Genomic DNA, 24,034 nt, shown 5'->3' on the forward strand with positions numbered 1-24,034 from the left:
CAGCAGCCAGATTTCTCGAGAAGTATCTCTTATCCTACATCGTGCCCAAAATCTGTTCATGGTGGTATCGGCGCTGATGGGGCTGGGGGCGATGCAGGCGGCGTACGCGCATGCGATTGCGAGTGGATACCGCTTCTACTCTTATGGCGACGCATCGCTGCTTCTTCCGGCTCCCGCCTTGTAAATCGCGGATATCATAGCGTTAACCATTGCCGCTTAAACTTGCCTGAGAAGCAAGCAGGCGACGTCGAAGTGGCACAACCCGAGAAATTTCTACCCTCTGCTTGGAACCTGCTGGTCAGCTATGTCCGGGCGCTGTGCAGGATGGGTATTGCGGAAGATCGGACCGTTCGGCTGGTATTCGCGCGGCAGCTCGATGCCACGACGCATGCCTGGCGCGGTCTCGTGCCACTCGCGATTGTTTTCGTCGCGGCGGGTATCGCCGCTCTTTGGGGCTCCACCAATCGGCCTGGCGCCATTGCCGGCGCGCTGTTGATCATCGGGACGATGATCTGGGGTTGGCGCGTGATTCCCACTCGCACGGCGGACAAGGATCTCAAGGAGGTCGCCCGATGCCATCTGATCTGCGCAAGCTTGGTCGGCATAGGCTGGGCGGTGCTGTGCATCGCGCTTACCGCCTATGCCAGCCGCGAGCAGATCTTCCTCGTTTCCCTGGTGCAGTTGGCGCTGATGGCCGTCGGGCTGATTATGTATGTGAACCTGCCTATCGGCTATTTCGGCTTCAGCACGCCGGTCGCTCTGTCACTGGCGATTACCTCGTCGCCAGTCACGCTCGGGGGGCCCGCGGTCAGCCTGCCGATGATCCTGGTTTACTATGCGATCATGGCAAAGGCTGCGGTGGATCAATCGGCGGTGTTCGCGGAAGCGCAGACTTCCACCAGCCGGCTCGCCGAGAGCGAGTTGGCCAGGGTTGAGGTGGAACGCAAATCGGCCGAGGAGCAGGCAAGGCGCGCTGCCGAGACGCGCGCCCGTGAAGCAGAACAAAGCATCGCCGCCTCCCGTCAGGCTGAACAACTCAAACGCGCTTCGCTGCTCGAACTCGGCGCACAATTCGAAAAGGACGTCGCCGCGGCGGTGACCTTGCTCTCGCAAGCCGTGGCGGAACTGGACCAGTCCGCTGCGCAACTCGCCACCATTGGTGAGAAAAGCGCAGGCGCCGCCGCCGATGTCGCGGAGCGCGCCACCGCGGCCTCTTCATCGGCGCTCTTTGCCGCTACCGCTGCAAGTGAGCTGGGGCAGAGCGTGGGTGAGATCGCCAGTCATGTCGATGGACATGCCGCCTTAAGCGACGCCGCACGAATGCTCGCCAGCTCCAGTTCGGAGCGAATTCATGCCATTCGCGAGGAAGCGGCAAAGATCGACGACGTCATCGAGCTCGTCGACGGAGTCGCCGGCCAGACCAAGCTCCTCGCGCTCAACGCAACGATCGAGGCGGCACGGGCAGGTGATGTCGGCAGGGGCTTTGCCGTTGTCGCGGGCGAGGTCAAGGCGCTGGCCAGCCGCACGTCGAACGCCACTGCCGATGTGCGCGCGCAGACGGGGTCGATCGTGGGTCAGATCGCGACCGCCTCTGCCCGCATGACGGAAACCGCCGGCAAGATCGACGAAGTGGCGGCGATCGCCTCGTTCATCGCGTCATCGATCACGCAGCAGCGCCAGGCGACGCTCGAAATCGGGCATGAGACCAATCAGGTCGCAGACCATGTCGACGATGTCCGCGAACGTGCGGCCGAACTGGCCAGCGGTGCCCAAGTGACCAGCAGCCTGGCTCGCGCCATGAACGAGACCATCGCTCACATTTCCCGGCAAGCCGATACGCTTCGAGCGGAGACAGCCGGATTTCTGGAGCGGATCCGCGCCGCCTGAGGCTAAGCTCGCCAGACCTACAATGACGTCGGGCACCCCGACTGTAGTTGAGGCGGCGGAGCCAGGCAGCCGCGCCGGATGAGGGAGGCATTTGCCGCCTAGTATCTGTGAAATTCTACAACGCGGGTGAACAGGTTTATAAAACAATTGTTCGAATTGGTATTGTCGAAGGCAGCCCTTTGTGACAGCATTCATGTACCGACGTTGGGGGAGCGGTGCATGTGCGGAATGGGCAGGATAGCTCACCGCGCAATGTGTGGCGGAATGGCCAGCAGGAGCGGCCGACGCTGCATCGATCCACCCGACGCTTCAGGGAAGCGAAGGGGAAATAGAATGTTGTTTAGGGGACTTTTGGCCACCAGTTCTTGTGTGGCCGCGCTGATCGCAATGCCTGCCGCGGCGCAGGACGCACCAGTTTCAGCCGGGGATCCGGTCGCCGCGGCGAAGATTGCCGCCGATTCCGGCCAAGCCGGCGTTGAGAATGACGACGCCCGGGATGTCGTCGTCACGGGAACGCGCATCCAGCGGCCGAACAATCGCTCGGCCGCGCCGATCGTTACCACCACCGCAGCCGAGATCGCCGCGCAAGGCGCGACCACGATCGAGGAAGTGGTCAACCGCCTGCCCCAGGTGCAGGTGAACTCCGAACAGAATTTCAGCGACTCCGAAGGGCGTCAGCGCATCAAGCTGCGCAGCCTGGGCTATGAGCGCACGCTGATGCTGATCGACGGCCTCCGCATTGGCCTGCCCAACTCGGTCGACCTGGGCATCATTCCCAACGCGCTGGTGGAGCGCATCGACGTGCTGACCGGCGGCGCCTCTTCGGTTTATGGGTCGGATGCCGTCGCCGGCGTCGTCAACTTCGTCCTCAAGAAGAATTTCGAAGGTATCCGCCTCGACGGAAACTACAGTTTCTTCAACCACAACAATCGCAGCAGCGCGGTGACCGATGCGGCGCAGCGTGCCGGCTTCAGCTCGCCGCTCGGCATGACCAACGACGGCGCTCGTGCCGATCTCAGCATCGCTGTGGGCAAGAACCTGTTCGACGACCGCGTCAACATCTCGGCGTTCGCGGATTACCGCCAGTCGACCCTGGTCAAGCTGCGCGACCGCGCGAACGCGGTCTGCGAAGTGGTGACCAGCAGCCCCACCTCGCCGCTTGCCTGCTCGCGCGCCAGCTACACGCCCGCCGGAACGATCATCCCTCAGGCGGGTCCGAACGCGGGTACGCAGTATGTCAACAACCCGAACGGCAACGGCACCTTCATCCCGATCAACAGCGGGCCCTTCGGAAGCTCGGCAAATCCGTATGACGACTGGGCGTTTCAGCGACCGTTCCACCGCATCAATGCCGGTGGCTTCCTGACCGCGGAGATCTCGGATCACGTCGAACTGTACGTGAACGGGCTCTATTATCGCGACAAGTCGTACAACACGCAGCTGAACCGCAATTACTCCTATACCGTTTATGGCACCACACCGTTCCAGGTGAACTGCGACAACCCGTTCCTCTCCGCCTCGCAGGCACAGACGCTGTGCGGCGCGAACGCGGGCTTGGCGGGGCAATATGCGCCGCTTGACGTGCGCTATCGCTTCGATTCCCAGCCGCTCGTGCGTCAGGAGTTCATCAACGCGGGCTACCGCATCGTCGCGGGCCTGCGTGGCCGGGTGCTGGACAATGCCTGGTCCTATGATGTCGCCGGCATGATCTCGCGCGGACAGCTTGATACGATCGACGTGCCGCGCGCACGCTTCGAAAACATCAACCGTTCGCTCGACGTAGTGAACGTGAATGGCCGCCCGACCTGCCGCTCGGTCGTCAACGGCACCGATCCCACCTGCACGCCGTTCAACGCCTTTACGCCGTTCAACAGCGATTCTGCGTTGAACGAGTATCTGTTCGGCGGCGCGACCGGCGGTATCGCCAAGCGCGTTCCTCGCCTGCTGCAGTTTCTCGGCACCGTGAGCGGTGATCTCGGCAAGTATGGCATCACCTCGCCCTTTGCGGAGCAGGGTCTGGCGATCGCGCTCGGCGCCGAGTTCCGCTCGGAGATGGACCGCACCGACTATAACGACATCTTCCGCGAGAATAACAGCAGCGGCGCCAACGTCCGTGCCACCCAGACCATCCTGGAAGGCAATGTCGAGCTTCAGGCGCCGCTGGTAGAGAACCAGTCCTGGACGAAGCTGCTGCAGCTGAACGCAGGCTATCGTATCTCCAAGTACAACCGCCTGGAAGACAAGTTCGGCACCTGGAAGATCGAAGGCATCTGGTCGCCCGTCTCGGACATCACCTTCCGCGCCTCGTACAACAAGTCGCAGGCAGCGCCCGGCGTCGGCGCGGCGGCCAATGCCTCCAACATCTTCTACAACCAGGGTTTCTATGCCGATCCCTGCGCGCCGCAGATCAACGCGTCTAACCCGAATGGCCCGCGCGTTGCGCCGTCCTGGACGCCGCAGCAGTGCGCCAATACCGGCCTGGCCACCAACCTCTACAACAGCCCGACGCTCATCTGCCCGAACGATGCCTGCACCGTTCGCGAAGGCGGCTTCGCACTGCGGCCGGAAACTGCTTACAGCACGACGGTCGGCGTGGTGCTGCGCCCGCGCTTCATTCCGGGCCTGACGGTGTCCGTCGATCGTTGGTTGATCGACCTTGAGGATCAGCTCGAATTCTTCAATCCGCTCGACTGGCTCACCGGCTGCCTCACCACCGGCAACGACTATTATTGCCGCGGCATCAAGCGCAACGCCGATGGCACGCTGTCTAGCTCGCCGACCACCAGCCCGGCGACCGGCTGGGTGTCGCGCGGTTCGACCAACGGCTACCAGTCCAAGTCGCACGGCTGGGACTTCCAGGGCCAGTATAATGTCGGCATGGGCGATGTCGGTTCGCTCGACATGAGCTTCAACGGCACGCTGATGACGCTGGTCGGCAGCCAGGGCGCGCCGGACATCGCGCCGCGCGACTGCACCGGCTATTTCGGCAGCGGTTGCGGCGAGAGCATGCCGACCTGGGCGCACCAGTTTCGCACCACCTGGACCGCGCCTAGCCGTGTCGCCAGCGTGTCGCTCAACTGGCGTCACCGCAGCGCCATGCCGATGACGGTGTACGCACCTGCCAGCACCGGCATCCCGGCGCTTCCCGAAGGCGACAAGCGCGACCAGTTCCCGGGCATCAAGGCCTATGACTGGTTCGACCTGGCGTTCACGTTCGACATCAACAAGCAGATGACGTTCCGCCTCGCTGCGAACAACATCTTCGATCGCGACCCGCCGATCGTGCCGGACAGCCGCAGCCGCATCGGCCTGCTGCGAGGCAATACGATCATGGGCTACGACCTGCTGGGTCGCCAGATCGTCGCAGGCGTTTCCATTCGCCTGTAACCAAAGGAACCGCTCCCCGGGACAGTGTCCCCGGGGAGCGCCCTCCTGTTGTTTGCCTTTGGCGCTTCGCGCCACGCGCCGGCGCGGCGCGCGCACCGTCCACAACCTATTTTACCGCAGGCACCGGCATCACCGAAACCTCTCCTCCCTTGCGCCGTTGTCTTGATGCACATTAAGGAGGGGCCATGCCGGATCGGATCGTAGCAATCGGGCTTCTCAACGCGCGTGATTTGGAACGCCTGGGTTCCGGTTTCTCCCGCGCCTTCGCGGTCGATGAGTCGCCCTGTTTCGATGAATTGCTGATAGCGATCGACATCGCCGACGGGCAGATGCGCGAAACCGCCGACCAGGCCCCTGCACACCTCCCGCACGCGGCACAGCGGTGCAAGGCATAGCCGCACCAACGGCGTTGGCGGCCTAAAGGGAGCTACCCACTGGGTGGTGTGACGACAGACGCATCACTGCCCGGCCCGCAGCCATAACGCAGCAAGCGAACGGATTTCGGCGCCGCCAAATGGCAGGTGCGTCATCCACGGCGCGTTGCTTATCCCGACGACGTACAAGTTTCGGCCGCGAACCTGTCGCAGCTGGACGCCAGACAGCTTGCCGTCACGGCCGATCACCCGGCCGTAACGGAAAGCATCACCCCGGCTCAGAAGTTCGCCCGAACCCCGAAATTATAACGCGCGCCCGTGTCCTGAAGCAGCAGGAACCGGTCCTGGATCGCCGACCATTCGTGCACGCGCTGGTTGGTGACGTTCACACCCTGCACATAAAGTTGGAGATTGGGCGTGACGTCATAGCCCAGGTTGAAGTCGAGCTGCCCATAGCTCGATCGGTTGCGCGGACGCCCCTGGCTGGACTGGCAGGCACGCAGATATTCCGAGCGCCAGTTATACGACGCACGCGCCGAGATCCCGAACTTCTCGTAGAAGACACTGCCATTCGCCGAATGGGGCGAGAGCCCGTTATAACCGCACTCATAATCGGCAAGCGCCTGGTCCCGCTCCGCCTTGCTGTTCACATAGGTGTAATTGCCCGTGACGCCGAAGCCTGAGGCGAAGCCGGGCAGCCAGTCAAAAGCATATTGTCCGCCGACTTCCACACCGCGGATATAGCCGGTCTGCCCGTTGCGCGTGCGCGTATCCTGGAAGGTGCGGCCGAAGCGTTGCACGGGCAGCGTCTGCAATTCCAGGAAGTCGTTCAGTGTCTTGTAGAACCCGCCAACGCTGAGATAGCTGACGGAGGACAGATACCATTCCAGCGAGACGTCGTAATTGGTCGACTTGAACGGCTGAAGCGACGGATTACCGCCGCCGGACAGCGGCACGGACACCCGGCCGCCAAAGTTGTTGTCGACGCCCAGATCGGTCAGTGTCGGGCGGGTTACCGTTTGCGAAAAGGCAGCACGCGCGACGAACTTGTCCGTCAGATTGTACTTGATGTTGAACGACGGCAACGCATTCACATAACTGTTTCGAACCGAAACCGGCGTAGAGGTTCCGAAGGCGAACTGCAGCGTATCGTCCCCGGGTGTGACCGATATTCCAAGCACCGGCAGATCGAATCCGCGCGAAATGGTTTCGGTACGCACGACGCGCACACCGCCATTCGCCGTCCAGCGCTCGCCGCCGAACTGCATCGCGATATAGCCGGCCAACAGCCGCTCGGTCACGTCCAGGCGGCTCCCCAGATTTTCCCGCACCCCGAAAGGACCACCGGGCAGCGCCAACAGCCGCGCGGCTTCGGCCGCCTGCTGTTCGGCCGTGCGCCCACTACGGGGCAACGCCAGACGCGCCGGATCGGACAGATAGGCGATGATCGCGTTTGGATCGTAGGTGAAGAACTGCTTTGGCACCGCTTCGGCGCCCGTCGCGCCGGACAGGAAGTTGTCCAGCTTGTAAGGCTGCAACAGCGCCGGATCGATCGGGATTTCGTACCCGCAATAGGCGCACTGGCCATCCTGGTTGTTCAGCGAACGCCGCACCTTCTGCCGATCCGAATAAGCAAAGCCGACACGAACCGCCTGAAGGATGCTGTCATGCACCTTGAAGTCGGAATCCAGATGATATTCGGATCCTTCATCCCGCGCCCGGTTGTCGGATACGTCCAGATAATGGGCGGTCATGATCGCCGGATTGGTGATGTCGCCCAGGTTGGACGCGATCGGCAGGTCGTTGCCCTTGTTCAGGTCGAACCCGGGCGCCGTGCTGGTGCGCGCGCCGACCACGACAAACTGCCCGGGATTGCGCTGCACGGCCTGCGTCCGCGACACGTCCAGCCGCAGCTCGACATCGGCCGATGGGCTCCATTTCAGGTTACCGCCAGCCTGATAGGTTTCGGTCAGGCGGCTGGTCGGGCCGGTGATGTTGTCGCCCACCCCGGCGGGATAGCCGGCGCCCTGGATCGCCGGATTGGCCGCCAGGAAATCCAGCCCGAAGCGGTTGAAGCTCGTCACCGTGCCGTTTTCGTCGGTTTGCAAGCCGATGAACGGCTGCGCATAGAAACTGACGAAGTAATTGCGGTCGGTAACCACGTCGAACTTCGAGAAGATACCGTCCACCGTCAGCAACAGTGTGTCGGTTAGCTGCGCCTGCACGGCGCCCGCGACGTTGATGCGCTTGCGGCGCTCCTGAAAGCGGTCGAATTGGATGTTCTGCGGGGTATGGATCGGCCCGCTGCTCGTCACTGCGCTGGCAGGCAGATTGGTCGAGCCCGGGGTGCCGGCCACTACCTGCTGCGGGCCGAACAGCCAGCCTTCGGTTTGTACGAAATCGAGTTGGCTGTAACGATCGGTGTAAGAGCCCGACAGGACCACGCCGAACGTCTTGCTGTCGTTGGTCCACGATGCCGTGGCTGAGGCGTCCGGTCCGGTCTTCTCGCGCAACCTGTCATAGATGGCACCTGCCGACGCCGCGAAGTGAAAGCCCTTTTGGCCATCCAGCGGCCGGGCCGTGATGATGTTGACGGTCGCCCCGATCCCGCCTTCCTGCAGCTCGGGCACGCTCGACTTGAATACGTCGGTACGCTGGATCATGTTGGACGACAGCACGTCGAACGAGAATTCGCGGCCGGGGTTGTCCGTCGCCATGACACGGCCGTTGACCAGCACCGTGTTGAACTCCGGACCCAGCCCGCGCACGGTGATGAACTGACCTTCGCCGCCCGATCGGTCGATCGCCACGCCAGTGATGCGCTGCAAGGATTCAGCGATGTTCGCATCGGGGAACTTGCCGACATCCTCTGCGGAGATGGTATCGACGATCTGCTGCGCGTCGCGTTTAATGCGTGCGGAAGCCGCAAGGCTGCTGCGGATTCCGGTAATCACCACGTCGTCGGTTTGCGCCTCGCCCTGACTCAGCTCCGCGCCTGGCGAGGCGGTGTCCTGTGCCGAGGGAAGCGTGCTGGTCTGGGCAGAACCGGGTGCTGCCGCCGTTTCTTGTTGCGCCGCGGCGGGCACGGTTGCGAAAGCGCCGCCAAGCAGCAAACACACCTTGAGCGATGGGTGCATCAATCTTCCTCTCCTGTTCGCACCAGGTTTTCCCGGTGTCTTCAGAATTTGTAAGATTTACCAGGACAGCCAAACATTCAACAATTTATTTTATGGATGCGACGAGTAGAGCAATAATCTGAGAGACTGAGCCTTCTGCGCGACTGTTTATATCTGTAACCACCACTCTGACGATCCAGGCGTGGGAACAGGCTGCGTTCGAAACCGTCGAGCAGACCTGTGTAGTCGACAACCTCTCGACCCGCTCAAACTTCATTCCGCGGCAGTTTGCAGCATCGTTGACGCACAAGGTCTCGGTCACACCGCATCGACCAGCGGGAAATGCTTACGCGGCAGCCGCTTCACGGCTATGCCTGCCGAACTGCTCGCTTGCCCGGTCTCCCCCTTTGAAAGCCCTGCCGATGCGCATTCTCCTTCTCCTGGGCATTGGCCTGGCGTCACCCGCTTTTGCCCAGGACCGCCCTTCCCCGCCATGCACCGCGGCCACGCCCGAATGCGCACGTCAGGCGGCGGGCGGGAACGCGACGATCATTGCCGAACCGGTCAGCATGATGATTGCCGCCTTCGACGCAGACAGGGACGCGCGTGTCACGCGTGCCGAATTTGACGCGGGCGTGCGCCAGTCCTTCGATGCCATCGCCTCTGGCAGCACGACGATGGGCTACATCCGCTTCGGTGACTGGGCAGAGCGATGGCTGGGCAACCGCAACGCGCTGCCCAGCCCGTTCGACGTGGACGCCGACGGCAGCAACGGGATCACGGTCGACGAACTGCTCGCGCGCTTTCGGCGCTATTTCGCCCAGTATGATGCGGACAAGGACGGCACCATTGTTCGTGCTGAGCTGCTGACGATCCGGGCCCGGCGGATCGGCGATGGCGAAGATCGCGACCGCGACCGCGACGGCAAGGGCCGCCGCCGCCGCAACTGACCGACGACGGCGCCTCACCAGATTCTTCCACAACTACCCGACGCGCCGCGATCGGCAGGGATGGCACATCGCCGCCATTTGTCGCTACATCTTCCCGCATGAACGATGCCGCGCCGCACCATGATCCTGGTCACCGCCACGCGCATAGTCACGCGCGCGGGCATGGTCATGGTCATGGTCATGCTCACGGACATACGCACGGACCCGTCGATTATGGGCGTGCCTTCGCGATCGGAACTGCGCTCAATCTGATCTTCGTCGTGGTGGAGGGCACCGCCGGCTTCCTCACTGATTCGGTCGCCCTGCTCGCCGATGCCGGGCACAACCTTTCCGACGTGCTGGGGCTGTTGCTCGCCTGGGGCGGAGCGAAACTGGCGACCCGGCCCGCGTCCAAACGCTTCACTTATGGCTTTCGCGGCAGCTCGATTCTGGCCGCGCTCGGCAACGCGGTGCTGTTGCTGTTCGCGGTCGGGGGTATCGCCTGGGAAGCAGTGGGCCGGTTCTCCGCGCCGCCCCCGGTCGCCGGCGGCACCGTGATGGCGGTGGCGGCGGTGGGCATTGCCGTCAACGTCGCGACCGCGCTGCTCTTCGTTGGCGGGCGCAAGGGCGACATCAACATCCGCGGCGCCTATCTCCACATGGCGGCGGATGCTGCGGTGTCCGCGGGCGTGGTGATCGGCGGGGCTCTGATCTTGTGGACGGGGGCTGGATGGATCGATCCGGCGATCAGCCTGGCGATCGTTGCCGTGATCCTGTGGAGCACTTGGGGGTTGCTGCGCGAATCGTTGACCATGGTGCTCGATGCGGTGCCTGCGGGCATCGATCCCGACGCGGTGCGCGCCGCGCTGGTCGCGCTGCCCGGGGTCGCTCGGGTCCACGATCTCCACATCTGGCCGATGAGCACGACCGAGGCTGCGATGACCGCGCATCTGGTGATGCCCGGCGGGCACCCCGGGGACGCGTTCCTTGGCGATCTTGCGCATCGGCTCGCCCACGATTTCGGCATCGACCATATCACGGTCCAGATCGAGCTTGGCGAAGGCGCCGAGTGCCGGCTGCATGGTCCTTCGCATGTCTGATCGGCCGGTGCGGCTGGTCATCTTTGATTTCGACGGGACGCTGTCGGACAGCGGCGACTGGTTCCTGTCGGTCGCGGACGAATTGGCGCGACGTTTCAACTTCCGCCGCGTGTGTGACGCCGAAGTGGCGATGCTCCGCCACAAAAGCTCTCGTGAAGTGGTTGGATATCTAGGCATCGCCCGCTGGAAAATGCCCCTCATTGCGCGGCACCTTCGCAAACTTGTTCACCGCGATTTTCATCAGATAGAACTCTTCCCCGGCACCCCCGATCTCCTCGAGCGATTGGCCGCAACGGGCGTCAGGATCGCGCTGGTCACCTCTAATTCCGAACGCAATGCGCGGCTGATCCTGGGCGATCAGCATGCGGCACGGATCGACATTTTCGCGTGCGGATCGTCGCTGTTCGGAAAGGCGCCCAAGTTCCGCCACGTGCTTAAGAAACTGGGTGTGGCTCCGGATCAAGCATTCGCGGTTGGGGATGAAACGCGTGACATCGATGCGGCGCGCGAAGTCGGGATGCGCGCGGGCGCGGTGTTGTGGGGATATGCGAGCGAGGAAGTGCTCGCCGCGCATGAACCCGACACGTTGTTCAGGGTGCCGGAGGACATCCTGGATTTCGTCGCCGCGAACAGTTGAGGCTACGCGCCGCCGATCCCCTCGATCACTTTGCCCGTGCCTGCGCAGTCGGAGCATTCGCGGCCGCTGAACTCGCCTGAGCCATTGCATTGGGGGCAGATGTTTTCGCCGGTTCCGGGTGTGCCGGGTTCGGCTTCGTCGCCGGGGTTGGTGACCATGGTTGTTCCTCTCAATCCAAGTGGATCGCAAGCCAAACGGTTGGGCGGTCGGTTGCGGTCCATGCGACCCAATGGGGTTGTCCCTTGCCGATGCGGAGATGATCGCCCGGTTTCAGGGTGATCACTTGCGAGTCCTCGACGCGGATGCCGGCGGCGCCTTCGAGGAGGAGGACCCATTCGTCGCGGTCCTGCACCATGGGCTGATCGTTGGGGGTGGATTGGCCGTGGGAGACGATGCGCTCTACCTTGAAGCTGGGGGCATCGAGGAGAGGGGTGAAGACTTCGCCGTCCGTTGCGGGGGGTAGCGGTTTCAGGAGGTTGGCGACTTCGGGTTTGAAGCGGGGCTTGGGAGGTTGGACAGTATCTTGTCGACGCGGAAAACGCTTGGTCGGCGTGCCGGCGGATTGGGCCCAATCGGCGTGGAGGCGCCCGCGCAGATAAGCCTCAACCTCCTCATAAGTGGCTGACAACACACCATCTTCCACGCCGAGCACAGGCTTGCCCGCGGCGTCTTCCAACCCGAACAGACCGTAGTCCCCGCCCGGCTTGCGTCGCCGCGAGCGGATCAGCTTCAAGCCACGGTGCGCAGCCATTTCGCGCAAGTTTCGATCGGCTTCGCTGACCATGTTCCCTCGACTCCCCCGGCAGAGCGGCGCTAGGGCAACGCCCATGCCCCGTTTCCAGTTCAGCATCCACAACACCGACGGAAAAGCGCGCCGCGGCACGATTGCCATGCAGCGCGGCGAGATCCGCACCCCCGCCTTCATGCCCGTCGGCACCGCCGCGACGGTCAAGGCGATGAAGCCGAAGGACGTGCGCGCGTCGGGCGCCGACATCATCCTGGGCAACACCTACCACCTGATGCTGCGCCCGACCGCCGAACGCATGGACAGGCTGGGCGGATTGCACGGCTTCATGGGCTGGAATCAGCCTATTTTGACCGATTCCGGCGGATATCAGGTGATGAGCCTGTCCGAACTGACCAAGCGGTCCGAGGAAGGCGTCGCGTTCAAGTCTCACCTGGACGGCACAAAGCACATGCTGAGCCCCGAGCGATCGATGGAGATCCAGCGGCTGCTCGGCTCCGACATCGTCATGGCGTTCGACGAACTGGTCCCCACCACCTCGACCCGCGAAGTGCAGGCCGCGGCGATGGAGCGGTCGATGCGCTGGGCCAAGCGGAGCCGCGACGGCTTCGACGCGGGCGGCGCACATGCCGAGCGCGCGGCGCTGTTCGGCATCCAGCAGGGCGCGCTGGACGAAGGGCTGCGCAAGGCGAGCGCCGACGCGCTCAAGGACATCGGCTTCGACGGCTATGCCGTGGGCGGGCTGGCGGTCGGCGAAGGCCAGGAAGCGATGTTCGGCGTGCTCGACTATGCGCCCGGCCAGTTGGACGAAGCCAAGCCGCGCTACCTGATGGGCGTGGGCAAGCCCGACGACATCGTCGGCGCCGTGGAGCGCGGCATCGACATGTTCGACTGCGTGTTGCCGACGCGGTCAGGCCGCACCGGCCAGGCATTCACCCGGACCGGCCCGATCAACATCCGCAACGCCAAGTTCAGCGAGGACCAAGGACCGATCGATGCGGCATGCGGCTGCCCGATATGCGGAACATGGAGCCGGGCCTATCTGCACCACCTGGTGCGCGCGGGCGAGATCCTAGGCGCGATGCTGATGACCGAGCATAATCTGTGGTTCTACCAGGCGCTGATGAGCGACCTGCGCGGCGCGATCGAAGCGGGGCAGCTCGCCACCTTCGCCAACAGCTTCCGCCAAGCCTATCGCGGAAGCGCTGCGGAGAAGGGCTGAAGCGCCCTTCCCCGCCCGGCGCCTCAGCGCGGCTTGACGAACTTGAGCGTGAAGCGGTCGCTTTCGCCGATCGCGGCATATTTGGCGCGGTCCTCGTCCTTCAGCCGGTAGGTCGGCGGGAGCGTCCAAACGCCCTCGGGATGGTCGTGCGTGTCCTTGGCGTTCGCGTTGACGCTGCTTTCCTCCGCAAGCCGGAACCCCGCCTCCTGCGCGAGCCGGACGACGGTGGAGCGCTTGATATAGCCGCTGGTCTTCTCGCGCGCGGTGTCCATGTCCTCTGGCAGGCGATGGTCGACCACGCCCAGCACGCCACCTGGCTTGAGCGCGGCGTAGAACGCCTTGAACGCGCGGGCCGCCACTGCGGGATCGTCCTGCATCAGCAGATTGTGGACGTTGCGGAAGGTGAGCACCACGTCCGCCGTCCCGGCGGGCACGCTGGAGGCCCCGGTGGCGAAATCGAGCGTGTGCACCTGGGTGTCGCCATATAGCGCCGCCTTGCCAGCCAGCGACGCGCGAAGCCGGTCGGCCTGCTGCGCGCCCGGGACCAGCGCGAGGTAGCGGCCCTTGCCCTTGACCAGCGGCGCCAGGATCTCGGTGTACCAGCCGCCGCCGGGCAGGAACTCGACCACCGTTTGGGTGGGCTTCACGCCGAAGAAGTTCAACGTTTCCACCGGATGCCGGTACCGGTCGCGCTCACGGTTGGCGGGCGTGCGCGTCGGGGCGGCAACGGCGGCGGCTACGTCCCCGGACGAACGGGCCGACTGGGCGGCTACGCCGCCGGCTCCCAAGGTTGCGACGCAGGCGAATGCGAGTAGCGGACGGAACATCGAAGGCTCTCCTGTCGGATGATACTGCCATCATGCCTTCAGTTTACGGCATGAACAACCTTGCTGCCCGGCGGAGGGCATCGAGTTGGACGGCCATGGTCACTGCCCCGAAGGTGACGTAACGGTTCCGAACAGCCGCGCCCAGGTCCGTCGTTCCGCAGCGCCAGCTGGCCGATTGCGCCCGCGCTTCCGCCATGCAACGAAGCTGTGCGCTGAACCGATCTGTTGATCAGCCGGAGGTCCCCCGAATGCGAACGTTGTTAGCTGCTCTTGTTCTGGCCGCTGCGAGTTTGGCACAGGTCGCAGGAGGAAGCGCACAAGCGCAGACTTTGCCGCGCCTGGAGCGCCGCGGCGAGGCCACGCAGCTTATCGTCGGTGGGAAGCCGTACCTGGTGCTTGGCGGCGAGACGCATAATTCCAGCACCAGCGACCTTGCCTATATGGCGCCGATCTGGCCGCGGCTGAAGGCGATGAACCTGAACACGCTGCTGGTTCCCGTCGCGTGGGAGACGATCGAGCCGGAAGAAGGCCGGTTCGATTTCAGCAATGTCGATGGGCTGCTGAAGAGCGCGCGCGACCATGACCTGCGCCTGGTGATCCTGTGGTTCGGATCGTGGAAAAATACCTATTCCAGCTATGTGCCCGGATGGGTGAAGCGCGACCAGGCGCGGTTCGCACGGGTGCAGACCGCCGATGGGCGCGGGACCGAGCGGCTGTCGCCCTTTTCCACCGCGGCGCGCGACGCCGATGCGCGCGCGTTCGCCAAGCTGATGCAGCACCTCCGCGCGGTCGACGGCACGCGCCAGACGGTGCTGTTCGTGCAGGTCGAGAACGAAGTGGGGGTGATCCCCGAATCGCGCGACCATTCGGCACCGGCCGAAGCCGCCTTCAGCGCGCCCGTACCCGAGCCGCTGATGCGCCATCTGAGCGCGCACCGCGCCACGCTCAACCCGCAGCTGCGTGCGGCCTGGGAGGCGGCGGGCGCCCCGATGACCGGTTCGTGGCAGCAAGTGTTCGGCAACGGCGCGATGACCGATTCGCTGTTCATGTCATGGTGGTACGCGACCTTTATCGAGCGCGTGACCGCCGCCGGTAAGGCCGAATACGCCCTGCCCATGTTTACCAACGCTGCGCTGATCCGGCCCAATTACGAGCCGGGCCAGTATAATTCCGGCGGGCCGCTGCCGTCCTCGCTCGACATTTGGAAAGCGGGTGCGCCTTCGCTCGATTTCCTGTCCCCCGACATCTATTTCGACAATTACGCCCATTGGGCGTCCGAATATCGGCGGCCGGACAATGTGTTGTTCGTGCCCGAAGCGCGCGGCGGCGCAGCCGGGGCAGCCAATCTGCTTTATACCATCGGCGCGCTGAAAGGCCTGGGCTTCTCACCCTTTGGCGTCGATGGCGCGGGAGTCGTGCTGGCCGGCGACGTGAGCGTAGGCGTGGGTGCCGGCCATGACGGCGATCCGGCGATCGGCGCCATCTATGGTCAGCTCAAGCGGTTGGCGCCGCTGGTGTTGCAGAAGCAGGCCGAGGGCAAGATCAACACGGTGGTGATGGAGGGCGCCGCGCAGCGCGTGGGGCGTGGCCGGATCGGCGACTATGTCGTCAACATGACGCGCGCGAACGGCCCGGACGGCAGCGTGGATCCCACCAGCCGCGTCGCCGCGATGTTCCTGCAGACCGGCCCGGACGAATTCATCGTGCTGGGCAGCGGCGACGTGCAGATCAGCTTCACGAGCGACCGCCCGGGCGCGCCCATCGTCGGCATCGAGGCGATCGACGAGCAGATGCTGCGCGACAGCGGCACGGTGACCGGGCGGCGGCTGAACGGCGACGAGAATGCACAGGGCCAGTCGCTTCGCCTGTTTTCCAAGGATGCCGCCGAAGGCAGGGTCTATCGCGTGCGGCTGTACCGCTATCGCTAAGACGTGGCGTCAGGGCGTATCGACATTCAGCCTGATTATCCTCTCCCCTTGATAGGGGAGAGGATAACGAAGCTTGGCAGCCCGCTGCCTAGCGCAGCTTGGAGAGGGCTGGAGCGGTGCCACGCGCCGCGCGGCTGCTGCGCAGCCGCACCCGATACGACCTAGGGGCGTCCGCGCGACGGGTTCTCCACCAAAAGTTTAGCTTAACCATAAGCTGTGTCGCTGCGGACGCGCTTAAAACGGGGGGCGCACCCGCAGGCGAAGCGCAATATATGGGCTGCCGTCCGCGCCATTCCGGTGCGGGGAGATGTGGCGTGGTCTGGCGGCGATTTAGCGGCATGCAATTGCGGGGGCTGGCGGCGGGTCTGCTGGTCTCGGCAGTTGGCGCCGGCTTTTCCGCGCAGGCGCTGCAACCGCCCGAGACCGGCGCCGTGGCGGTCCACGCCGCCGCCAGTGGATATGAGGCCGAGGATCATTTTCCGGGCGCCGCGCTGTACAACGCCGTGGATGACGATGCCGCAATCGCGGCAGGCACGACCGGCACCATCGCGCTGCCGGCGGTGCCGGTTGCGGCAGCGGCCGAACTGCCGGGCGGCGGATCGGTGCGCCCTGCCCAACCCTTTCGCCTGGCCGGCACCGCGGAGGATCGCGTCCGGGCGCTGCAATGCCTGACCAGCGCAATCTATTACGAAGCGGCGAGCGAGCCCGAGGACGGGCAGCGGGCGGTGGCGCAAGTGGTGCTCAACCGCGTGCGGCACTCGGCCTTTCCAGCGACCGTGTGCGGCGTGGTGTATCAGGGATCGGAGCGGCGCGGCTGCCAGTTCAGCTTTGCGTGCGATGGCGCAATGGCGCGGGTGCCGGCACGCAGCGCCTGGATGCGGGCCCAGGGCGTGGCGGCGGCGGCGCTGGCGGGCAGCGTGTTCGCGCCAGTGGGCCTGGCGACGCATTACCACACTTATGCCGTCACTCCGTCGTGGAACCGCAGCCTGGTGATGACCGGCGTGTTCGGCGCGCATTTCTTCCACCGCTGGAAGGGCTGGTGGGGTACGGCGGCGGCGTTTGCCAAGGCGTACCGCGGCGGCGAGCCGCTGCCCGGGCCGCATGCGCCGGTGGACGTGCCGGTGCCGCAGATGGCAGGGCTGGTCCCCGCCCCCGTCACGGCCGCCAGTGTGGCGCCGGTGCAGGCGGTCGCGGCGGCGGTGAAGGCGGCGACGCCAGTGGAGCGCGTGCAACCGGCCTATGCCGAGAGCGGATCGGTTGCGGACGATTATGCCGCAAGCGGGGAATCGCAGATCCTCGACAAGTGGAAGGACAGCGGCAAGCCGCTGCGATAGGGCGCCCACCCCCTGGCCTGCAGGGGATGGGCGCGGGTGCGGCTTACCAGCGGCGGCCGCGATGCTGATTGTCGTGCTTCTGGACGCGGATGCGTGCCGAAAGCGCGTCGACGCGGCGATCGAGATCGCGGCGTTCGTTGAGCGTCAGGCCCGGGCGCGAGCGGCGATACTGCGCCTCAAGGCGCGACAGGGCGCGGAAGTCGTTGCGCAGGCGGGTGGCCTCGCGGCGGGTGATCGCGCCGGAGCGGATGCCCTGGTCGATGCGTGTTTCGAGCCGCGCCTGACGCGCATTGACATTCTGCCAGCCGGCCTGGGCGAACGCGGGCGCCGGGGCGGCGATGGCCGCGGCGGGAACGGTGGCGGCGGCGATGCCGAGGCCTGCGAGCATGAGTGCGAACTTCTGCATGGAAACTCTCCTCTTGAGAACCGGACCGCCGAAGCGGCCTGAGGAGACATATGGGCATGGGCTGTGTCGCGAATGTCCCACCGCCGACGCTTTTGTGTCGCTATTTGTCGCATTCCCGACGGGTTCGTTCATGTCGCGCGTCGAGCATTTGGCAGCCGCTGCGCGGTCAGGCGGGATCGGGCAGCGGCTTGGTGCCGTCGGAGCGGGCGACGTGCAGTTGCTCGACGCAATGGTCGGCAGCCCAGGCCATGCCGGCGGATTCGGCGGCGTCAGCGCTGCGATAAGGCTCGCTGCCCACCATCGCCACCGATTCGGCCACATCGGAATCGCCGCATTGCAACAGCACCGAGCCGTTCAGTTCGAATTGCCCATCCGGCAGCTCCTGAATGCGGATGCAATCGACATTCCCGGCTGCGGCCTGTCCGATCGGTAGCTTGATGATGTCCATACCAACTCCCCTGCGACTTTGCGCAACAACGCGCCAGGCGGGCGATGGGTGCCTCGCGCCGGTGCGCGCAGTGACGTATCGATGCGCCATGCCGCGCTTCCTCATCCGTTTGGCCGTGTCCGCCTATCAACGGCTTTGCCGCGCGCTGTGGTTCTTCACGCGACCGCATAGCCAGGGCGTGCAGGCAGTGGTGCGGACGCCTGGAGGAAATGTGGTGCTGGTGCGGCTGTCCTACCGGGCAGGCTGGCACTTGCCGGGCGGCGGCGTGAAGCGCGGCGAGACGCCCGAGGCGGCGATGCTGCGGGAATTGCGCGAGGAGATCGGGCTGGCCAGTCACACGTCGATCCGGCAAGCCGACCGGTTCGAGCATGTGATCGACTTCAAGCGCGATACGGTGCGGGTGTTCCTGGTGGAGGGCGCGGTATACCGGCCGGCGCGGTCGCTTGAGATCGAGGCGGTGGCGGCATTTGCGGCCGACGCGCTGCCGGAAGGACTTGGGTCGCGGGCGCGCCGTTTTGTGGAACGGGTCGGCGGCTAGGCGGCGAGCAGGCGCTGCGCCTGGGCGCGGGCTTCGTCGGTAATCTCGGCGCCCGAAAGCATGCGGGCGATCTCCTCGCGGCGCTGCGCTTCGCTCAAGGGGGTGACACCGGTGCGCGTTACGGTGCCGTCATGGCTCTTGGCGATGAGCAGGTGCTGGGTGCCGCGTGCCGCGACTTGCGGGCTGTGAGTGACGACGAGGACCTGCGCGGTGCCGGCGAGGCGCGCGAGGCGCTCGCCAATCGCGCTGGCGACTGCGCCGCCGACGCCGCGGTCGATCTCGTCGAAGATCAAGGTGGCGGCGCCGGCCTGTTCGGCGAGCGCGACCTTCAGCGCCAGGATGAAGCGCGAGAGCTCGCCGCCCGAGGCAATCTTGATGAGCGGGGCGAAGGGGGCGCCGGGATTGGTGGAGACGGCGAATTCAACGCGGTCCATGCCCGTGGCGGTCCATTGCGCCTCGTCGAGCGGTTCCACCGCGGTGCGGAAGCGGGCGGAGTCGAGCTTCAAGGGCTTGAGCTCGGTCTCCACCGCGGCGTCGAGGCGGGCGGCGGCCTGTTGTCGCGCCAGCGACAGGGTCTGCGCGGCGGCGGCGTAGGTGGCGTGCGTGTCAATGACCCCGCGTTCGAGCGCCGCGATGCCCGCGCCGCCGCTTTGCAGGCGCTCGAGCCGGGCGGATAGTTCCTCGAGCAGCGTGGCGAGATCGTCGGGCTGGACGCGGTGCTTGCGCGCCAGGCCGCGCAGATCGAACAGACGCGTCTCGTCGGCCTCCAGCGCGGCGGGATCGAAGGCGAGCGCTTCGGCGGCGGTGTCGATCGCGTCCTGCGCGGTGGCGGCTTCGGTGATCGCGCGGTCGAGCGCGGCGAGGGCTTCGGCGAGCGCGTCATGCCCCTGCGCGATGCGTTCGAGGATGCGCGCGGCCTGGCGAAGCTGGGTCAGGCCGCCTTCGGAGCCGTCGAGCAATTCGGCGATCGACTGGAGTTCGGTCGCGATCTTTTCGCCGCGCTGCATGGAGGCGCGGCGGTCGGCGAGGCGCTCCTCCTCGCCGGGCTCGGGCGCCAGGGTGCGCAGTTCGGCGACGGCGTGTTCGAGCCATTCACGGTCACGCTCGGCCAGGTCCTGTTCGGCGCGGGCGACGGCAAGCGCATCCTCGGCCTGCCGCCAGGCGCGGTGGGCGACCGCAACGCTGCCGGTATCAAGTCGGGCGAATGCGTCGAGCAGGCTGCGGTGGCCGCGGGCGTTGAGCAGGCCCCGGTCGTCGTGCTGGCCGTGGATCTCAACCAGATGGGGTCCGAGTTCACGCAACAGCCCGGCAGAAGCGGGCTGATCGTTGACGAACGCGCGGCTGCCGCCATCGGCCTTGACGATGCGGCGGATCAGCAAGGGCTCGCCTGGTTCGAGGTCGAGGCCGTTCTGCGCGAGCAGGTTGGCGATGCCCCCATAGCTGGCCGGAGTGTCGAAGCTGGCGGTGACCACCGCCTGCGCCGCGCCCTGGCGGACCAGCCCGCTATCGCCGCGGGCGCCGAGCGCCAAGCCCAGCGCATCGAGCAGGATCGACTTGCCCGCCCCGGTTTCGCCGGTGAGCACGCCAAGGCCATGGCCGAATTCGAGGTCCAGCGCCTCGATCAGGACCACATCGCGGATGGAAAGCGCCGTCAGCATGCGCGTGCCTTATCGCAGGAACACAGCGCGAACGGAAGCCGTCACGCCCGCTTTTTAGGTGGCCGGAGTCGCCTGGGGCTGCGCGGGGATTGTTGGTGCAGGGGCGGTCGGCGCCGGGGCCTGTGCCTCGATCTGTGCCTGGGCAAGCTTTTCGCGATTGTCCTGCATCAGGTCATAAGCGCGCTTGTACCAGTCGGTCCCGGGATAGTTGGCGCCGAGCACGGCGGCCGCCTTGTTCGCCTCGCCGGGCAGGCCGAGGTTTAGATAGCTCTCGGTCAGGCGCAGCAACGCTTCGGGCACGTGCGTCGTCATCTGGTAATTGTCCACCACCGAGCGGAAGCGGCTGGTGGAGGAGAGCCACTGGCCCCGGCGCTGATAGAAGCGGCCGATCTCCATTTCCTTGCCCGCCAAGTGATCGCGCACCAGGTCCATCTTGAGCCGTGCGTCTGCCGCGTAGCGGGTGTTGGGGTAACGGCGTGTGAGTTCGCCGAGCGAGTCGAGCGCCTGCTGCGTGATCTTCTGATCGCGGGTGACGTCGGCGATCTGCTCATAATAGCTCAGGCCGATCAGATAATAAGCGTAGGCGGCGTCGCGGTTGCCCGGGTGGACGGCCAGAAAGCGCTGCGCCGAGGCGATCGCCTGGGCATAATCCTGGTTCAGATAATAGCTGAACGCGCCCATCAGCTGCGCGCGCCGCGCCCAGATCGAATATGGATGCTGGCGCTCGACTTCATCGAACAGCGCGGCGGCCAGCTTGTACTGGCGGCGGTCGAGCCGGTCCTTGGCCGCGGTGTAGAGCGTGCCGACGTCGCGCGCGACATAAGGCAGGTCGGCATTGCCGCCCCCGCGGCGGGCGCAGCCGGCGGCGGAGAAAGCGAGGACCGGGAGGAGCACGAGCGCGGCGGCGCGCGACAGGGAGTTACGCATGGGTTGGCGTCTTAGCCGAGGGGCGTGGCGGCAAACAATCCTTTTCAGGGCGGGATTGCGGCGGGAAGTGTGCGGGAGGTGATTTGATGCCGCGCGCGCGCTTTGAAAGTACAGGCGGTTGGGTCGCGCGGGTGGCGGTGTCGCGCTCAACTGCAATCCTCCCCTTGCAGGGGACGATTGCAGTACCGCAACCATACCATTGCCGTTCCCCGGCCCCGCCCTTAGGTGAAGCGCGACATCCCCTCCCCGCACCGGAGAAGAACCGTGACTGCCACTTTGCTTGCCACTCACCGCGTCGAGAAGCCCTGGGGCCGGCACAGCCTGTATCCCGGCTTCACCGATCCTGCCGCCGATGGCGAGCCGGTGGGCGAGGTGTGGTTCCAGACGCCCGGCGACAGCACGCCCGACCTGCTGATCAAATATCTGTTCACGTCCGAGAAGCTGTCGGTGCAGGTGCACCCCGATGACGAGCAGGCGCATGCCCGCGGGCTGCCGCGCGGCAAGGATGAATGCTGGGTGATCCTGGCCGCCGAGCCGGACTCCACCATCGCACTGGGGACCAAAGCGCCGGTAAATGGCGAGACGCTGCGCGCCGCGGCGCTGGACGGGTCTATCGAGGATCTGCTCGACTGGAAGCCGGTGAAGCAGGGCGACTTCTTCTATGCGCCGTCGGGCACGGTGCACGCGATCGGCGCGGGCATCACCCTGATCGAGATTCAGCAGAACAGCGACACCACGTATCGCCTGTACGATTATGGCCGCCCGCGCGAGCTGCACCTGGACGAAGGCGTGGCGGTATCCGACGCGCGTCCGTTCGTGCCGCACCCGATGCCCGGCAAGGTTGCCGATGACCGGACCATCCTGGTCGAAGGGCCCAAGTTCGTCCTGGAACGCTGGGAGGGCGGTCACCGCACGCTAACCCTGCCGGAGGGCAAGACCGGGTGGCTGATCCCGGTGCAGGGCGAAGGCGTGGTGGACGGCGTGCCGTTCCATGCCGGCGAGTGCGTGACGCTGCACGGGGGCTGCGAATTGCATGCCGAGATGGGCAGCGATTTGCTGTTCGCCTATCCTGGCGACACGCGGATCTGATGCTGGACGGGATGTGAACGGAAGGTAGTTTTCCGTTCACGCAACCGCGTAAGCGGGCAGCACGTTCAAACCGCATCGACAACGACATGGAGTCGCGACGATGCGTTTTCTTCTTGCTGCCACGCTGGCTGCCGCGACCCTTCCCGCCGCCGTGCCGGCAGCGTCCGCCACGACGGCCGCGTCGATGGTGAGCACCGCCGCCGTCACTGCTGCGATGGACCAGGACTGGCGCGATCGGCGAGACGGCCGCTATGACCGCCGCGACCGCCGCGAGGCGCGCAGAGACTGGCGCCGCTATCGCGATTACGATTACAACCGTCCCGGCCCGGGTCAGCGCGTCTATTATGCCGACCAATATTACCGCGACGGGCGTTATTATCGCGAGCGCCGCCTGAGCCGGAACGACCGGATCTATCGCGGCCGCAACGGGCAATATTATTGCCGCCGCAACGATGGCACCACCGGCCTGATCGTTGGCGGCCTGGCCGGCGGGCTGCTGGGCAACACGCTGTCCAATGGCCGTTCGTCCACACTGGGCACATTGCTGGGCGCAGCCGCCGGTGCAGCACTGGGTTCGTCGGTCGACCGTGGCAACGTGCGCTGCCGCTGACGCGCTTGCCGATGCGGCAAAACAAAGCCCGGCGGGTTTCCGCCGGGCTTTTTCATGTCAGATCGCGTCGCCGTGCGAAGGCGGCAGCAATATCCTGTCGAAGTCGGGATCGCCGAAGAATATCACGAGATCGCTCTCCCCCCTTGGCCTGGCTGTGTCGGTGCGGTCGTAGAGCATGCGGAACGCTGGCAGGTTTTCCGCCGGGTCGAGCGAGACGGCGTTGCGCACCGCCTCGAGCGCCCTGTTCCTGCTGCTTGCCAGCGCCGCATCGTCGGCGTTCCCGGCGCGGACCAACGCGGCATGCTGCTGACCATAGGCCGCCGCCATGTACAGCCAGAGCCGCCCGCTCTTGTTCAATTCGGCATCGGCGGCCAGTTCCAGCCCGATCTTGATCGCCTGCTCACAGCCGCCGCGGGAATACAGGTTGCTGAACATCTCCGCCAGCTTGGACTCCACGGCAAATATCCGGGTCTGGCTGTCCGAGGCCAAGCCCGAGGGTGCGCGCCGGATCGTGCTGAGCGCCACCGGTCAGCGATCGACCCACGAAGTCTGACGCGAGGCGGCCGACGCCGAGCCGCCCAGTTTGGCTGTCAGATGATGCCGCCGGTCAGCATCACTCGCAGGCCGCTGATCAGGACGATGACCAGGTTGAAATTGCGTCCGCCATTGCTGCGCGAGGCCATGCCGACCACCGTGCCGACAATCGCGATCGGCAGCGCGATCCAATTGATCAGCGGCAGCAGCGGGATCGGGATGATGCCGACGGCCGCGAAGGGCAGCGCCACCAGGCCGATGAGGATGGAAAGCAGGTTCAGCATGGGCGGAATATGGAGTGGCGCGGGTGTGTTGGCAAGATAGGACGCAAGGCCCCG

General features: G+C 65.4%; 23 protein-coding genes and 1 pseudogene. 14 read left to right on the forward strand and 10 right to left on the reverse strand.

Features of this window, described 5'->3' with window-relative positions; genetic code table 11:
- Nucleotides 1-52: 52 nt before the first annotated feature.
- From FHT02_RS04755 to FHT02_RS04770, 4 genes and pseudogenes are all read left to right on the forward strand, one after another.
- Nucleotides 53-184: pseudogene (locus tag FHT02_RS04755) on the forward strand (S-adenosylmethionine:tRNA ribosyltransferase-isomerase); the annotation flags it as partial.
- A gap of 38 nt (nucleotides 185-222) precedes the next feature.
- On the forward strand, nucleotides 223-1,887 hold the full coding sequence (locus FHT02_RS04760; RefSeq protein WP_184084918.1) for a methyl-accepting chemotaxis protein: 1,665 nt from the start codon (nucleotides 223-225) through the stop codon (nucleotides 1,885-1,887).
- Nucleotides 1,888-2,256: 369 nt separating this feature from the next.
- Nucleotides 2,257-5,274 (forward strand): TonB-dependent receptor plug domain-containing protein, encoded by a 3,018-nt coding sequence (locus tag FHT02_RS04765; protein ID WP_343056829.1) that lies wholly within the window; start codon nucleotides 2,257-2,259, stop codon nucleotides 5,272-5,274.
- Nucleotides 5,275-5,459: 185 nt separating this feature from the next.
- On the forward strand, nucleotides 5,460-5,669 hold the full coding sequence (locus tag FHT02_RS04770) for a hypothetical protein (protein WP_184084921.1): 210 nt from the start codon (nucleotides 5,460-5,462) through the stop codon (nucleotides 5,667-5,669).
- 257 nt (nucleotides 5,670-5,926) lie between these two features.
- Here the strand turns inward: FHT02_RS04770 and FHT02_RS04775 are convergent, their stop codons facing one another.
- Entirely contained in the window at nucleotides 5,927-8,785 is a 2,859-nt protein-coding gene (locus tag FHT02_RS04775; protein WP_184084924.1) for a TonB-dependent receptor, read from the reverse strand.
- 401 nt (nucleotides 8,786-9,186) lie between these two features.
- Here FHT02_RS04775 and FHT02_RS04780 point away from each other — a divergent pair, with 401 nt between their 5' ends.
- From FHT02_RS04780 to FHT02_RS04790, 3 genes are all read left to right on the forward strand, one after another.
- Nucleotides 9,187-9,714: an EF-hand domain-containing protein gene (locus FHT02_RS04780; RefSeq protein ID WP_184084927.1), complete on the forward strand. Its 528-nt coding sequence runs from the start codon at nucleotides 9,187-9,189 to the stop codon at nucleotides 9,712-9,714.
- Between the two features lie 98 nt (nucleotides 9,715-9,812).
- Nucleotides 9,813-10,793: a cation diffusion facilitator family transporter gene (locus FHT02_RS04785; RefSeq protein ID WP_184084930.1), complete on the forward strand. Its 981-nt coding sequence runs from the start codon at nucleotides 9,813-9,815 to the stop codon at nucleotides 10,791-10,793.
- Complete coding sequence (locus FHT02_RS04790; protein WP_184084933.1) at nucleotides 10,786-11,430, forward strand: HAD-IA family hydrolase; 645 nt, start codon at nucleotides 10,786-10,788, stop codon at nucleotides 11,428-11,430. Before FHT02_RS04785 ends, FHT02_RS04790 begins: the two co-directional genes overlap by 8 nt.
- A 2-nt stretch (nucleotides 11,431-11,432) precedes the next feature.
- On the opposite strand, the gene FHT02_RS04795 is transcribed toward FHT02_RS04790, so the two are convergent.
- Together FHT02_RS04795 and FHT02_RS04800 are read right to left on the reverse strand one after the other, a co-directional pair.
- Nucleotides 11,433-11,588, reverse strand: coding sequence for a hypothetical protein (locus tag FHT02_RS04795; protein ID WP_184084936.1), 156 nt, complete (start codon nucleotides 11,586-11,588; stop codon nucleotides 11,433-11,435).
- 11 nt (nucleotides 11,589-11,599) lie between these two features.
- Nucleotides 11,600-12,163, reverse strand: coding sequence for a cupin domain-containing protein (locus FHT02_RS04800; protein WP_246352188.1), 564 nt, complete (start codon nucleotides 12,161-12,163; stop codon nucleotides 11,600-11,602).
- A gap of 94 nt (nucleotides 12,164-12,257) precedes the next feature.
- Here FHT02_RS04800 and tgt point away from each other — a divergent pair, with 94 nt between their 5' ends.
- On the forward strand, nucleotides 12,258-13,397 hold the full coding sequence (gene tgt, locus FHT02_RS04805) for a tRNA guanosine(34) transglycosylase Tgt (protein WP_184084939.1): 1,140 nt from the start codon (nucleotides 12,258-12,260) through the stop codon (nucleotides 13,395-13,397).
- A gap of 23 nt (nucleotides 13,398-13,420) precedes the next feature.
- On the opposite strand, the gene FHT02_RS04810 is transcribed toward tgt, so the two are convergent.
- Complete coding sequence (locus FHT02_RS04810; RefSeq protein ID WP_184084941.1) at nucleotides 13,421-14,224, reverse strand: class I SAM-dependent methyltransferase; 804 nt, start codon at nucleotides 14,222-14,224, stop codon at nucleotides 13,421-13,423.
- 290 nt (nucleotides 14,225-14,514) lie between these two features.
- On the opposite strand from FHT02_RS04810, the gene FHT02_RS04815 reads away from it, so the two are divergent.
- Together FHT02_RS04815 and FHT02_RS04820 are read left to right on the forward strand one after the other, a co-directional pair.
- Nucleotides 14,515-16,152 (forward strand): GH35 family beta-galactosidase, encoded by a 1,638-nt coding sequence (locus tag FHT02_RS04815; RefSeq protein ID WP_246352189.1) that lies wholly within the window; start codon nucleotides 14,515-14,517, stop codon nucleotides 16,150-16,152.
- Nucleotides 16,153-16,466: 314 nt separating this feature from the next.
- Nucleotides 16,467-17,486 (forward strand): cell wall hydrolase, encoded by a 1,020-nt coding sequence (locus FHT02_RS04820; RefSeq protein WP_343056830.1) that lies wholly within the window; start codon nucleotides 16,467-16,469, stop codon nucleotides 17,484-17,486.
- Nucleotides 17,487-17,529: 43 nt separating this feature from the next.
- On the opposite strand, the gene FHT02_RS04825 is transcribed toward FHT02_RS04820, so the two are convergent.
- Together FHT02_RS04825 and FHT02_RS04830 are read right to left on the reverse strand one after the other, a co-directional pair.
- Nucleotides 17,530-17,892, reverse strand: coding sequence for a hypothetical protein (locus FHT02_RS04825; RefSeq protein ID WP_184084950.1), 363 nt, complete (start codon nucleotides 17,890-17,892; stop codon nucleotides 17,530-17,532).
- A gap of 166 nt (nucleotides 17,893-18,058) precedes the next feature.
- A complete protein-coding gene (locus FHT02_RS04830) occupies nucleotides 18,059-18,340 on the reverse strand; it encodes a hypothetical protein (RefSeq protein WP_184084953.1) in 282 nt (93 codons plus the stop codon).
- Between the two features lie 88 nt (nucleotides 18,341-18,428).
- Here FHT02_RS04830 and FHT02_RS04835 point away from each other — a divergent pair, with 88 nt between their 5' ends.
- Nucleotides 18,429-18,878, forward strand: a complete 450-nt coding sequence (locus tag FHT02_RS04835; protein ID WP_184084956.1) for an NUDIX domain-containing protein — start codon at nucleotides 18,429-18,431, stop codon at nucleotides 18,876-18,878.
- Here the strand turns inward: FHT02_RS04835 and recN are convergent.
- Together recN and FHT02_RS04845 are read right to left on the reverse strand one after the other, a co-directional pair.
- The gene (gene recN / locus FHT02_RS04840) at nucleotides 18,875-20,536 is read right to left on the reverse strand and encodes a DNA repair protein RecN (protein ID WP_184084958.1); all 1,662 of its coding nucleotides are present in this window, start codon (nucleotides 20,534-20,536) and stop codon (nucleotides 18,875-18,877) included. The genes FHT02_RS04835 and recN overlap by 4 nt on opposite strands.
- Nucleotides 20,537-20,590: 54 nt before the next feature.
- Nucleotides 20,591-21,463: an outer membrane protein assembly factor BamD gene (locus FHT02_RS04845; protein ID WP_184084962.1), complete on the reverse strand. Its 873-nt coding sequence runs from the start codon at nucleotides 21,461-21,463 to the stop codon at nucleotides 20,591-20,593.
- A gap of 264 nt (nucleotides 21,464-21,727) precedes the next feature.
- Here FHT02_RS04845 and FHT02_RS04850 point away from each other — a divergent pair, with 264 nt between their 5' ends.
- Together FHT02_RS04850 and FHT02_RS04855 are read left to right on the forward strand one after the other, a co-directional pair.
- The gene (locus tag FHT02_RS04850; protein WP_184084965.1) at nucleotides 21,728-22,552 is read left to right on the forward strand and encodes a cupin domain-containing protein; all 825 of its coding nucleotides are present in this window, start codon (nucleotides 21,728-21,730) and stop codon (nucleotides 22,550-22,552) included.
- Between the two features lie 184 nt (nucleotides 22,553-22,736).
- Entirely contained in the window at nucleotides 22,737-23,162 is a 426-nt protein-coding gene (locus tag FHT02_RS04855; RefSeq protein WP_425506411.1) for a glycine zipper 2TM domain-containing protein, read from the forward strand.
- Nucleotides 23,163-23,219: 57 nt separating this feature from the next.
- On the opposite strand, the gene FHT02_RS04860 is transcribed toward FHT02_RS04855, so the two are convergent.
- Nucleotides 23,220-23,597, reverse strand: a complete 378-nt coding sequence (locus FHT02_RS04860; RefSeq protein WP_184084972.1) for a hypothetical protein — start codon at nucleotides 23,595-23,597, stop codon at nucleotides 23,220-23,222.
- Here FHT02_RS04860 and FHT02_RS21850 point away from each other — a divergent pair.
- Nucleotides 23,587-23,715, forward strand: coding sequence for a hypothetical protein (locus FHT02_RS21850; protein WP_281393031.1), 129 nt, complete (start codon nucleotides 23,587-23,589; stop codon nucleotides 23,713-23,715). The genes FHT02_RS04860 and FHT02_RS21850 overlap by 11 nt on opposite strands.
- Nucleotides 23,716-23,752: 37 nt before the next feature.
- Here the strand turns inward: FHT02_RS21850 and FHT02_RS04865 are convergent, their stop codons facing one another.
- Nucleotides 23,753-23,980: a hypothetical protein gene (locus tag FHT02_RS04865; RefSeq protein ID WP_184084975.1), complete on the reverse strand. Its 228-nt coding sequence runs from the start codon at nucleotides 23,978-23,980 to the stop codon at nucleotides 23,753-23,755.
- Between the last annotated feature and the right edge of the window lie 54 nt (nucleotides 23,981-24,034).

The sequence above is a fragment of the Sphingomonas xinjiangensis genome, from assembly GCF_014199255.1.
GTDB classification, from domain to species: Bacteria; Pseudomonadota; Alphaproteobacteria; order Sphingomonadales; family Sphingomonadaceae; genus Sphingomonas; species Sphingomonas xinjiangensis.

Excerpts from the sequence above, each read along its gene's own strand:
- FHT02_RS04855 (WP_425506411.1), top strand. The coding sequence starts at position 22,737 with ATGGTGAGCACCGCCGCCGTCACTGCTGCGATGGACCAGGACTGGCGC.
- tgt (WP_184084939.1), top strand. The coding sequence starts at position 12,258 with ATGCCCCGTTTCCAGTTCAGCATCCACAACACCGACGGAAAAGCGCGC.
- FHT02_RS04810 (WP_184084941.1), bottom strand. The coding sequence starts at position 14,224 with ATGTTCCGTCCGCTACTCGCATTCGCCTGCGTCGCAACCTTGGGAGCC.
- FHT02_RS04825 (WP_184084950.1), bottom strand. The coding sequence starts at position 17,892 with ATGCAGAAGTTCGCACTCATGCTCGCAGGCCTCGGCATCGCCGCCGCC.
- FHT02_RS04865 (WP_184084975.1), bottom strand. The coding sequence starts at position 23,980 with ATGCTGAACCTGCTTTCCATCCTCATCGGCCTGGTGGCGCTGCCCTTC.
- FHT02_RS04835 (WP_184084956.1), top strand. The coding sequence starts at position 18,429 with ATGCCGCGCTTCCTCATCCGTTTGGCCGTGTCCGCCTATCAACGGCTT.
- FHT02_RS04845 (WP_184084962.1), bottom strand. The coding sequence starts at position 21,463 with ATGCGTAACTCCCTGTCGCGCGCCGCCGCGCTCGTGCTCCTCCCGGTC.
- recN (WP_184084958.1), bottom strand. The coding sequence starts at position 20,536 with ATGCTGACGGCGCTTTCCATCCGCGATGTGGTCCTGATCGAGGCGCTG.
- FHT02_RS04830 (WP_184084953.1), bottom strand. The coding sequence starts at position 18,340 with ATGGACATCATCAAGCTACCGATCGGACAGGCCGCAGCCGGGAATGTC.
- FHT02_RS04770 (WP_184084921.1), top strand. The coding sequence starts at position 5,460 with ATGCCGGATCGGATCGTAGCAATCGGGCTTCTCAACGCGCGTGATTTG.
- FHT02_RS04785 (WP_184084930.1), top strand. The coding sequence starts at position 9,813 with ATGAACGATGCCGCGCCGCACCATGATCCTGGTCACCGCCACGCGCAT.
- FHT02_RS04860 (WP_184084972.1), bottom strand. The coding sequence starts at position 23,597 with ATGTTCAGCAACCTGTATTCCCGCGGCGGCTGTGAGCAGGCGATCAAG.
- FHT02_RS04775 (WP_184084924.1), bottom strand. The coding sequence starts at position 8,785 with ATGCACCCATCGCTCAAGGTGTGTTTGCTGCTTGGCGGCGCTTTCGCA.
- FHT02_RS04795 (WP_184084936.1), bottom strand. The coding sequence starts at position 11,588 with ATGGTCACCAACCCCGGCGACGAAGCCGAACCCGGCACACCCGGAACC.
- FHT02_RS04790 (WP_184084933.1), top strand. The coding sequence starts at position 10,786 with ATGTCTGATCGGCCGGTGCGGCTGGTCATCTTTGATTTCGACGGGACG.
- FHT02_RS04780 (WP_184084927.1), top strand. The coding sequence starts at position 9,187 with ATGCGCATTCTCCTTCTCCTGGGCATTGGCCTGGCGTCACCCGCTTTT.